The organism is Streptomyces jumonjinensis, assembly GCF_009600885.1.
Lineage (GTDB): Bacteria > Actinomycetota > Actinomycetes > Streptomycetales > Streptomycetaceae > Streptomyces > Streptomyces jumonjinensis.
The window spans coordinates 18348-29913 of record NZ_VCLA01000062.1 but is presented as its reverse complement, the minus strand read 5'-3'; the positions used below and the strand labels follow the sequence as shown (position 1 = coordinate 29913).

Annotated in this window: 2 protein-coding genes; both read right to left on the bottom strand. The window is 72.2% G+C overall.

Translation table 11 applies throughout. The features are described from left to right. Positions 1-114: 114 nt before the first annotated feature. A complete protein-coding gene (locus tag FF041_RS07720) occupies positions 115-1803 on the bottom strand; it encodes a phytoene desaturase family protein (protein ID WP_153521610.1) in 1689 nt (562 codons plus the stop codon). After that, positions 1793-11512 (bottom strand): non-ribosomal peptide synthetase/type I polyketide synthase, encoded by a 9720-nt coding sequence (locus FF041_RS07715; protein ID WP_153521609.1) that lies wholly within the window; start codon positions 11510-11512, stop codon positions 1793-1795. The genes FF041_RS07720 and FF041_RS07715 overlap by 11 nt, the downstream gene beginning before the upstream one ends. Between the last annotated feature and the right edge of the window lie 54 nt (positions 11513-11566).

Sequence of the window (11566 nt, the reverse complement as noted above, 5' to 3'; positions counted from 1 at the left end):
GTCCTCGGTCCTCGGTGCTCGTGCCTGTGTCTGCGATCCTGTGCTTGTGCTCGTGCCTGGGTTTGCACCTGCGCCCATGTCTGCGCCTGTGCCCGGTGTTCCGGCCGCCCGCCCTCATCCGCCGGAGCCCTCCCGCCGGCTCGCCCGGTCCAGCTGCGGGAGCCGCCCGAGCCTTTCGCGGCGCCAGGGCTCGCGCACCGTGCTCTCCCACGCCGTGAACGGCATGTCCCACTCCGCGCAGAGGTACTGGGTGACGAAGCGGCCGGTCGACGCGGCCCGGATCAGGCCCCCCAGCCCGACCCACTGCCCGGCCATGGAGAAGCCGCTCAGCCCCGGCAGCCGCATCCGGTCCCGGCCGACCAGCCGGGCCGCCACATCGTCGGCGTCCGAGAACGCCTTCCAGGCCAGGATGCTGCCGTCGAGATTCCCGGTGTACCGCTTGGTCGTCGCCGGCGAGGCCACGTCGATCAGCTCGATGCGCTCGTCGATGCCCGGCCAGAGCCGGGCCAGAAAACTCCGTACGAACGCGGCCACCTCGCGCTTGCGCGCCCAGTACGCCCTGCGGTCGGTGGCGCGCAGCTGCTTCCAGTAGGCGAAATCGCTGAAGTAGGTGCAGTGGATCACCGACTTCCCCGGCGGGGCGAAACCGTCCGAGTAATGGGAGCGCAGCTGCACCACGAGACTGCGCTGAAGGGCGCCGGGCAGCCGGGCGGCGTCCTCCGCGGAGAGCAGATAGGTGGTGCTGTGGGCGTGGCCGGAGCCGAGATCGCCGTCGACGCCGGCGAAGGCCGACACCACCGCGGGGAACAGGGCGCCCGGACTGCTGCGCAGCTCGTCGTAGAGCCGGTCGATCCGCGGCCCGGTGTACCGGCCGCCGAGCAGCGAGTAGACGGTGGTGTGGCCGTCGCAGGCGGAGATCACATGATCGGCGTAGTACCGCCGGCCGTTGCCGAGCTCCACCCCGATCGCCCGGTCGTTCTCGACCAGGATCCGCGCCACCCGGGAGCGGTAGGCGATCGAGCCGCCCAGGGCCGTGTACCGCTCTTCGATCGACCGCGCCAGCCCCAGCGAACCGCCCTGCGGAAAGCCCGCGTTGCGATGGTGGGCGGCGGCCATGTTGAAGAGATACGGCAGCAGCGGAAACCCCTCCGGATCCTGGAAGAAGATGTTCCGGAACGCCCGGCGCAGCAGCGGGTCCTGGAACCGGTCGGCGAAGGCGTGCATGGGCGTCGCGGCCGTCCGCCAGAAGAGCCGGAAGGCGGGGAGCACGGTCCGCACCGTCTCGGCCCGTTCCCGTACCGTCCGCAGCGCGGGCGCGGTCAGAAAGGGGTACAGCTCGATCGCGATGAACCGCCGCAGATCGCGGCAGAAGGAGCGGATCAGCTCGGCGTCGGCCGGTGAGATCTCCAGCAGATGCCGTTCCAGCCGCTCCGGATCGTTGTAGAACGTCACCGACCGGCCGTCCTCGTCGGTGACCCGGTTGAACATGTCGAAGTGGGTGAGGGACTTGCCGTCGAGCGCCCCCAGCTCACGCCAGATCCGGTGCGCCTCGTTCCCCGGAGCCGTGCCGATCAGCCATTCGATGCAGTAGTCGAAGATGTAGCCGTCGCGCGCCCAGGCGGTGCAGCAGCCGCCGGGGAGCACATGCTTCTCGAAGATCCGGGTCCGCATGCCGCTCATCCGGGCGTAGCACCCGGTGGACATCCCGGCGACGCCCGCGCCGATGACGATCACCCGGGGTTCGTCGTCGGCCCCTCGGCGGTCCGGGCGTACGGTCCAGTCGCAGCCGTCGTCATCGGGCATGGGCCGCCCCGTCCCCCGTCAGTATGCGCTGCACGAGTTCGGCGTTGCTGGCGAGATGGCCGGGGTCGAGCAGAGCGGCATGGGTGCCGGAGCCCCGGAGCACGGTGTGCCCGGTGGTGGAGCTGCCGTGCCAGGCGCCGCGCGCGCCCGCGGCGTACAGCTCCGCCTTCTCCTCGTCCGTGACGACGCTGACGGCGGCCGTGACCTCGCCGAGATTGGGGGTCCGTCCGCAGAACGCGAGGTACTCGGCGGCGTGTTCCATCGTCTCCCGGGCGACGATCTCCGATCCGGTGTGTTTGCGCAGATGCCCCCGGAGCTCCTCCTCGAAGGCGTCGAGATGCTCCCGGCCCGGGACATACGCCTCCGTGATGCGATGCGAGTCGAGGATGATCACATGCGCCACCCGGCGTCCGCGCCGCTCCAGCTCCTTGGCCGTCTCGAAGGCGAGATTGCCGCCGAGGGAGTAGCCGAGCAGCAGACAGCGGCCCTCGGGCTGGACGGCCTCGACCAGATCGGCGTAGCGCACCACCTTGTCGTCGCCGGGCACATAGTTGAAGGCGACGAACCGGAACTGCGGGAGCTGTCCGGCGAATCCCCGGTAGACCAGTCCATGGCCGCCGGCCGGGGGAAAGCAGAAGATCCGCTCTCCCCGCCCGGTGTTGAAGCCGATGTAGGGCCGGTCGTCGCCGGTTCCGCTCGCGATGATCCCCGCCACCGCGGCGGCCATGCCGTGCAAGGTGGTGACCTGGTACAGCCTGCTGACGGGGATGGTGACGCCGAACTCCGTCTGAAGGTGGTGGATCAGCTCGATCAGCTTGATCGAGCTGCCGCCGATCTCGAAGAAGTCCTGCTCCACGCCGACCCGTTCCAGCCCGAGCAGCGCCTGCCAGTGCCGGGCCATGCTCTTCTCGTACCGGGTCGAGGGCGCTTCATGGGGATCTGTCTCCTCTCCCTCCGGCCGGGGGGCGGGCAGGGCCGCGGTGTCGACCTTGCCGTGCGGGGTGAGCGGCAGCGCGGGCAGCTCGGTGAAGTACGACGGGATCATGTACGTCGGCAGCGACCCGGCGAGATGGCGGCGGAGCGCGCGCCGGTCCAGCGCCGTGCCGTCCGCCGGTACGCAGTAGGCGCAGAGCACCGGCTCGCCCCGGGGGTCGGGCCGCACCGCGACCACGGCGCGGGCCAGCCCCGGCCACTGGGCCAGCTGGGACTCGATCTCGTCGATCTCGATGCGATGGCCGTGCAGCTTGATCTGGTTGTCCGCCCGGCCGAGCAGATGCACCCGCCCCCGGGTGTCCCAGCGGGCGAGATCGCCGGTCCGGTAGAGACGTACGGGCACGGCGTCCGGCCCGCGGCCGAGCGTCCGGGTCACAAAGCGCTCCGCCGTCTGGTCGGGGGCCCCGGCGTAGCCGAGGGCGACCCCGTCCCCGCCGATCCACAGCTCGCCGGGCACACCGGGCGGCGCCGGTTCGCCGTGCCGGTCGAGCACATGCAGGGTGCTGTTGGCCAGCGGCCGTCCGATCGGCACCATCCGGCTGGGCTCCAGATCGCCGGCCGGGCCCTCGAAGCAGGCGCTGTCGATGGTGGCCTCGGTGACCCCATAGGAGTTGATCACCCGGGTGCGGGGGCCGCCGAGGGCGCGCAGCCGCTCGTACTCCTCCACCTTCCAGGCGTCCGAGCCGACCACCAGCAGCCGCATGAAGTCCAGCCGGAGACCGCGGCTCTCGCAGTGGTCCAGCAGCCCTCGTACGACCGCCGGCACGAACTCGGCGGAGTCGACGCCCTCCTCGCGCATCGTCCGGTACAGCCGCGCGGTGTCGAAGAGCAGATCACGGCCCGCGAGCACCAGGGTGCCGCCGGAGCAGAGCGCCCGCACCAGATCACCGGTGAAGACGTCGAAGGACGGCGACGCCATCTGGAGATGGACGCCCGCCTCGTCCCTGAGCCCGTACCGCTCACACCACGCGCCGTACGCCGAGGCGAGATTGCGGTGGCTGACCTGGACGGCCTTGGGCCGGCCGGTGGAGCCGGAGGTGTGGATCACATAGGCGGGTGAGTCCGGATCCAGGGCGGGGGAGTCCGGATGCACCGTGCCGGGGAGCGGTCCGGCCGCGGCACGGCCCTCCGGCTCGGAGCCGTCCGGCTCCGCTATGCCCAGCTCGGCCAGGGTCAGCGTCACAGCGGGCAGATCCGGCAGCCCCGCCCGGCCCGTGATGTCGTCGACGATCACCAGCATGGCGTCGGCGGTGCGCACCATCCGGGCGATGCGGTCCACCGGATGATCGGGCTGGATCGGCAGATACGCGCCGCCGGCCCTGAGCACCGCCAGCAGGGCGGTGATCAGCTCGGGCGACTTCTCCAGACAGAGCGCGACCACGGAGCCGGGCCCGACGCCCAGCCCGCGCAGCCGATGGGCCAGCAGAGCGGAGCCGCGGTCGAGCTCGCCGTAGGTCAGCCGCCGCGCCGCGCTCCGGGACGACGGCGGTACGGAGACGGCGACCGCCCCGGGACGCTCCGCCGCCGCCCTGCCGATGAGCTGGTGCACCAGCGGCCCGCAGCCGGCCGCCGTCCTCGGTTCCGCTTCCGCCTCCGGTTCCGGTTCCGTTTGTGGACCCGTACGGCCGTACGGAACCGGAACCGGAAGCGTCCGGCCGGCCCCGCTCCACTCGCCGACCAGCCGCTGCCGCTCCGAGGCGTCCAGCATCTCCAGCCGGGTGGTGAGCTGCCCGGCGGACGCCCTGGTCAGCTCGGCGAGCAGCTGGGTGTAGTGCGACGCCAGCCGTCGCATCGTCTCCGGCAGAAAGAGATCGGTGTTGTACTTGAACACGCAGTGGAAACGGTGCTCCGCCTCGTCCTCGTAGACCGAGAGCGTGAGATCGAACTGCCCTTCCTCCTCCGGGAGCTCGATGTACTCCAGCCGGTAGCCGTACTTCTCGGTCGCCACCTTGTGCGTGAGCAGGATGAACATCGCCTGGAAGACGGCGGACCGGCTGGGATCGTGCTGGAGACCGAGCCGCTCCACCAGCAGGACGAAGGGATACTCCTGGTTGTCCAGCCCGTTCAGCACCGACCGGCGGACCTGGTCCAGCAGCTCGGCGACGGTCGGGGCGCCGGAGAGATCCGCGTGCAGCGGGAGCGGATTGACGAAGTAACCGTAGACGGAGGAGAACTCCTGCCAGGTGCGTCCGGTCACCGGGCTGCCGACGATGATCTGGTCCTGCCCCGAGTAGCGGTGCAGCAGGATGTAGTAGGCGCTCAGCAGCACCACGAACGGGGTCACCTGATGGGTCCGCGCCAGATCGTGGACCCGGGCGCTGAGCTCGGAGTCGAGGACGAAGAACTCCGACGCGCCGTTGTGCGTCTGCACCGCCGGCCGGGGCTTGTCCACCGGCAGATCGAGCAGCGGCACCCGCTCCGGCAGATGCGAACGCCAGTAGTCGAACATCCGCTCGGCCTCCGGGCTCGCCAGAAAGCGGTTCTGCCCGTTGAGGAAGTCGAGATAGCGGACCGTCAGCGGCGCCAGCTCCGGCTCCGCGCCCCGGCGCAGCCCCTCGTAGACCGCGAGCAGCTCCTCGATGAAGACGAAGGTCGAGATCGCGTCCGAGACGATGTGATGGACCGCCTTCATGATCACCCAGCGGTCCGGGCCCCGCTTGAACAGCCGGAACCGGAAGAGCGGATCGTGCGCGAGGTCGTACGGTCTGCGGTACTCCGCCACGATCATCCGGTGGATGTCGTCCCACTCCCGGTCCTGTACGTCGAAGAGCGCGACATCCGGGGCGACCTCGGCCGAGACCCGCTGCACCGCCCGGCCGTCCACCAGCAGGAAGTTGGTGCGCAGCGCGGGATGGCGGGCGACCATCCGGCGCACGGCCTCGAACATCAGCTCAGGATCCAGCTCGACCCGGACCTCGACCGCCCCGCCGATGTTGTACGCGAAGCCCTCGGGGTTGAGCTGCTTGAGGAACCAGAGCGCCTTCTGGTTCTGCGTCAGGGGGTACTCCCGCTCGTCCTCGAACACCTCCAGGGCCATGCCCTCGGCGTCCCCGGCGCCGGCCGCCGCGACCGCGCCGAGCCCGTCGTACAGCTGGTCCGTCAGTTCGCCGACCGGGGTGCTGCCCAGCAGGGCGACCACCGGGAGCGCGATCCCGAAATCGGCCTGGACCCGGGCCCGCAGCTCGATCGCCAGGAGGGAGTCCAGCCCGAGCACGCCGAGTCCGGCCGCCGGGTCGATCCGGTCCGCCGCGGTCCGCAGCACCGAGGCCACCAGCTCGGTGAAGCGCGCGGCCACCAGAGCGTGGCGCTCCGCCGGATCGGCGGCGGCCCGGAAGGCGTCGACCAGGCCGTGGCCGCCGGTGGGCCGCGTCTGCGGGGCCGCCGCGGCCAGTTCGGCCACCAGCGGCGGCGGCGCGGGATACCAGGCCATGAAGACCGGCCAGTCCACGACGGTGGCCACCATCAACTGGGCCCGGTCCTGGCCGATCACCCGCTCCAGCACCGTCATCCCGGCATCGGGCGACAGCGAGCTCATCCCCCGGTTGCGCAGATAGTGGTCGACCAGCCCGAGCTCCTCGATCATGCCGGTGGCCCAGGGGCCCCAGTCGATGCTCAGCGCCGGCAGGCCCTGGGCCCGGCGGTGGTGGGCGAGCGCGTCCAGAAAGGCGTTTCCGGCCGCGTAGTTCGTCTGGCCCGCCGTCGTCAGCAGCGAGGCGATCGAGGAGAAGAGCACGAAGTGCTCCAGCGGCTCGTCCCGCAGCTCACGGTGGAGCAGATACGCGCCGATGACCTTGGGGTCGTGCACCGCGGCGAAGGTCCGCCGGTCCATCTCCGGGACCAGTGTGTCGCGCACCTGCCCGGCCAGATGGAACACCCCCCGGATCGGGGGCGGATCGCCGCGGCGGTAGGCGTCGAGCCAGCCGGTCAGGGCCGCCTCGTCGGTGAGGTCGACCGAGGCCGGGACGGGGTGCGCCCCCAGCTCCTCCAGCTCTCTGAGGAAGGCGACGGCCCGGCCCGCGGGGGAGGCGGGGTCGGCGTCGCGCCACCGGTCGCGCTCGGGCAGCTCGGTGCGGCCCATCAGGATCAGCCGGCGGGCGCCGCGTGCGACCAGGGTGCGGCAGAGCACCCGGCCGAGCGCCCCGAAGGCCCCGGTGACCAGATAGGCGCCGTCGGCGCGCAGCCGCAGCGGCAGCGGCCGGGTCAGCCCCTCGGCCCGCCGGATCCGGCTGGTGCGGCGGCGTCCGCCGCGCAGCGCGATCTCCTCCTCGTCGTCGGTGAGGATCTCGCGCAGCAGCGCCTCGGCCCGGCGCACGGCTGCTTCCGGCGCACCGGTACGGGGCCTGGCGCCGGCCTCCGTTTGGGCCTCCGCTTCCGTGCTGGTGCTGGTGCTGGTGCTGGTGCCGGTGCCGGTGCCGGAGTCCGCGCCGCCCTCCGTCTCCGTACCGGTCTCGGCGGGATCGAGGTCGATGAGCTTCCCGCGGTGGCCGATCAGCTCCTGGTGCCGCAGCACCCGACCCACCCCCCAGGCGGTCGCGCCCAGCGGCTCGACGTCCTCGCCGGGGACCACGGGCTGAGCCCCCCGGGTGACGATATGGAGCCCGCCGCCGACCCCGGAGGAGAGCAGCGCCCGGGCGAGCGCGATCAGCGAGTACGCCCCGGTGCCGCGCTCTCCGCCGAGCTCCGCCGCCCCGGCCTCCCGGATGCCCGGCAGATCGAGGCTCCACAGATGCACCACGGCGTCGAAGGAGGACGCGCCGTCCATGCCCAGATCGGCGAAGACGCGCTCCAACTGCTCCGCGGATCCGGGCACGACGGTGAACTCCCCGCCCACCGGCCCCCCGGCGGGATCCGGGGCGTCCGTTCTCATCCGGTAGGAGTCACCGGGGCGCACCAGATGGCAGCGACCGCCGCGCGCGGTCACCAGCGCCGCGAGTGTGTCGCCCACGCCCTGGGCGTCGGCGAGGATCAGCCAGTCCCCGGGGGTGGCCCCGGCGGCCCCGGGGGCGGCCCCGGCGGCGGCGCTGACGCCGCCGCCGGCCCCCCGTTCGGCGGTCTCCGCCCCTGGCTCCTCTCCTGCCTCGGGGAACGGCCGGTCGATCCAGACCGTCTCGGTGAGCCAGGAGTCGATGGTGTTCCGGGAGACCGCCGTCGCGGCCTTCTCCACGTCGGCCGCGCGGAAGCCGCTGATCCGGCCGACGGCCGCGCCGCTCTCCGCGTACAGGGCGATGTCGCCGACCAGTTCGTCACCGGCGGTACGGGTCACCGTGGCGTGCGCCCACAGGGGCTGATCCCCCACGGGGTCGACGCTCACCTCGGCGATCGAGAGCGGCAGTCGGATGCCGGTGCTTCCCGGCGCGGCGCGGTCCGCCGGGATCAGGGGGGTGAGCAGCGACTGGAAGCAGGCGTCGAGGAGTACGGGGTGGAGATGGCAGGGGGCGGCGTCGGCGGCGACCGCCTCGGGGAGCCGGAGCCGGGCGAGGGCCTCCCCGGGGCCGATCCACACCTCTTCGACGGCCTGGAACGCCGGGCCGTACCGGTAGCCGAGTGCGGCCAGCGCCGTGTAGCAGCCCTCGCCGTCGAGCCGGAGCGGAGTACGGGCCCGGATCGGCGCGGGATCGAGCGCGGGACCCGGGGAGCGGCGCTGTCCGGTGCGTACGACACCGCTGGTGTGCACGGTCCGCTCCCCGTCCGGGGCCGCGTCGCCGCCCGCTGCGGACGCGATGGTGAACGCGGCGGTCTCCGGGGAGAAGGAGAGCGTCACCGTGCGGCTCTCGCCCTCGGGCAGGAAGAGGGCCTTCCGCAGCTCGATGTCGGCCAGGACCGCGTGATCGCCGCCGGTGAGCGCCCGTACCGCCTGCGCCGCCATCTCCAGATAGCCCGCCGCCGGGAAGACCACGGCGTCCTGGATCCGGTGGTCGGCGAGATAGGGCAGTCGCTCGGTGTCCAGTTCGGTCTGCCAAGCCGGTTCGGGATGCTCCGTGCGCCGGCCGAGCAGCGGGTGGTCGACGCGGCCGAGGCGGACCCGGGCGACGGGCTCCGGCTCCGTCCAGTGGCGTTCGCGCTTCCAGGGGTAGCGCGGCAGGGGCACCGGCCTGCCCGCCGGGTGCAGTACGTCCCAGGCGATGTCGGCGCCCAGGTTGTGCAGCATCGCCAGCGAGGCGGCGAAGCGCTCGGTCTCGTCCTCCTCGCGGCGGATCGACGGCAGGGTGAGGCCCTGGAGCTCCCTCTCGTCGAGGCATTCGCGGATCGAGTGGCCGAGCACCGGATGCGGGCCGATCTCCAGAAAGAGCCGGTGGCCGTCGTCGGCCAGCTGGTCGACCGCGGCCCGGAAGCGGACCCGGTCGCGGACGTTGTGCCACCAGTACCCGGCGTCCAGCTCCGGGCCGTCGGCCCGGCGGCCCCACACCGTCGTGTACAGCGGCACGCGCGCGGGCCGTGGCGCGATACCGGCCAGCGAGGCCAGCAGTTCGTCCTTGACCGGCTCCATCGCGGCGCTGTGGTACGGCACCCGCACGGTCAGGAACCGGGTGAAGATCTGCTCGGCCCGCAGCTCCCGCGCCAGCCGTGCGAGCGCGTCCTCCTCCCCGGCGAGAGTGATCCCGGTGGGGCTGTTGACCGCCGCCACGGACACCCGGTCGCCATAGGGGCGCACACGGCGCTCCGCCTCCTCCTCGGAGAGGCTGACGGCGAGCATGGTTCCGGTGCCGGAGAGCTTCTGCTGGAGCCGGCTGCGGTGTACGGCGATGCGTACCGCGTCCTCCAGGGAGTAGACCCCGGCTTCGTGGAAGGCGGCGATCTCACCGGTGCTGTGCCCGACCACGGCGTCCGGCCGTACCCCGTACGCTCGCCAGAGGGCGGCCAGCCCGAGTTGCAGGGCGAAGTTGGCGGGCTGGGCCAGCCAGGTCTCGCCCATCCGCGAGCCGGCCTCGTCGGCGGCGAGCTCGTCGATCAGCGACCAGTTGGTGAGGGCCCTGATCTCGTCATCGCAGCGGGTGATCGCCTCGCGGAAGACCGGCTCGCGCTCGAAGAGCTGCCGGCCCATGCCCCACCACTGCGGGCCCATGCCGGTGAACACCCAGACCAGCCGCCGGTCCGCGGGGTCGAGCCGCTGTCCTTCGACCGCCCCGGGGTGGGGCTCGTTCCGCAGAAAGGCGTCGAGTGCCGTTTCGAGTGAGGCACGGGAGGAGTAGACGAGGGAGAGCCGTGACTCCAGGTGCTGGCGGCGGTGGGCCAGGGTGTGGCCGAGGTCGGCCAGCGACACCGGCGGCGTGCCCTCGGCCCCGGCGAGCTCCCGCCGGATGCCTTCGGCGACCTTGGGGAGAGTCTCGGCGTCGCGCGCGGTCAGCGGGAGGACGCTCCAGGCGCGCTCCACCGGCGGGGCGGGCGGCGGGTCGGCCGCCGGGGCCTCCTCCAGGACGACATGGGCGTTGGTGCCGCCGAAGCCGAAGGAGTTCACCCCGGCCCGCGCGGGACCTTCGTGCTCGGGCCAGTCGGTGACCCGGGTGGGGATCTCGTACGGCAGCGCGGCCTGGTCGATGGCGGGGTTGAGCCGCTCCAGGTTGATATGGGGCGGGATCCGGCGGTGTTCGAGGCAGAGCGCGGCCTTGATGAGCCCGGCGATGCCCGCGGCCGACTCGGTGTGGCCGATGTTCGTCTTGACCGAGCCGACATAGCAGGCGGCCCCCGGTGCCCGCCCGATGGCCAGCGCCCGGGCCAGCGCGTTCGCCTCGATCGGGTCGCCGAGCGGGGTCGATGTGCCGTGCGCCTCCATGTACTGCAAGCCGCCCGGGGTGGTGCCCGCTTCGGCGCAGACGCGCTGGATCAGGGAGACCTGGGCGTCCGGGTTGGGGACGGTGATGCCGTTGGTGCGGCCGTCCTGGTTGACCCCGCTGCCGAGGATCACGGCGTGGATGGGGTCCCCGTCGCGCAGCGCGTCCTCCAGCCGTTTGAGCGCGACGACGCCGACGCCCTCGGCCCGCACATAGCCGTTGGCCGAGGCGTCGAACGTACGCGAGCGGCCGTCCGGTGACAGAAAGCCGCCCTTGGTCTCGGCGATGGTGTACTGCGGTGCCAGATGCAGCAGGGTGCCGCCCGCGAGCGCGAGACCGGTCTCCCCCTTGGCGAGGCTCTCGCAGGCGAGATGGACGGCCACCAGCGAGGAGCTGCACGCGGTGTCGATGGAGAGGCTGGGGCCGCGGAAGTCGAAGCAGTGCGAGATACGGTTCGACACCATCGTCATCATCGTGCCGGTGGCGGTGTGCGCGGCCAGCGACCGGAAGCCGAGGTCGGAGAATTGCAGGATCTTGTAGTCCAGGGTGAACGCGCCCACGAACACGCCGACGTCGCTCCCGGCGAGATCCGCGGGCCGCTGGCCGCCGTCCTCCAGCGCCTCCCAGGACACCTCCAGGAGTTTGCGCTGCTGGGGGTCCATATAGTCGGCCTCGCGCGGGCTGATGCCGAAGAAGGCGGGGTCGAACTCGTCGAAGCCGTCGATGTATCCGCCCCGGCCGCCGGTCAGCCGTCCGGGTCTGTCCTGGTGCCGGCTGCCGAGTGTGGCGACGTCGTACCGGTCGGCGGGCGTCGGCGTGATGCAGTCCTTGCCGTCCATCAGATTCCGCCAGAAGGCGCGGTGGTCCGATGCGCCGCCGGGCAGTCGGCAGCCGATGCCGATGATCGCCACTCTGCCTCGCATGGGGGCGTGGCTCGCGTCGGCCATGGTCGAACTCCTCACGTGGTGGCGCTACGGCGCTGAGGGGATATGTCTGAGACG

Bases quoted from the DNA above. Each gene is read 5' to 3' on its own strand.
- FF041_RS07715 (WP_153521609.1), bottom strand. From the start codon at position 11,512: ATGGCCGACGCGAGCCACGCCCCCATGCGAGGCAGAGTGGCGATCATC.
- FF041_RS07720 (WP_153521610.1), bottom strand. From the start codon at position 1,803: ATGCCCGATGACGACGGCTGCGACTGGACCGTACGCCCGGACCGCCGA.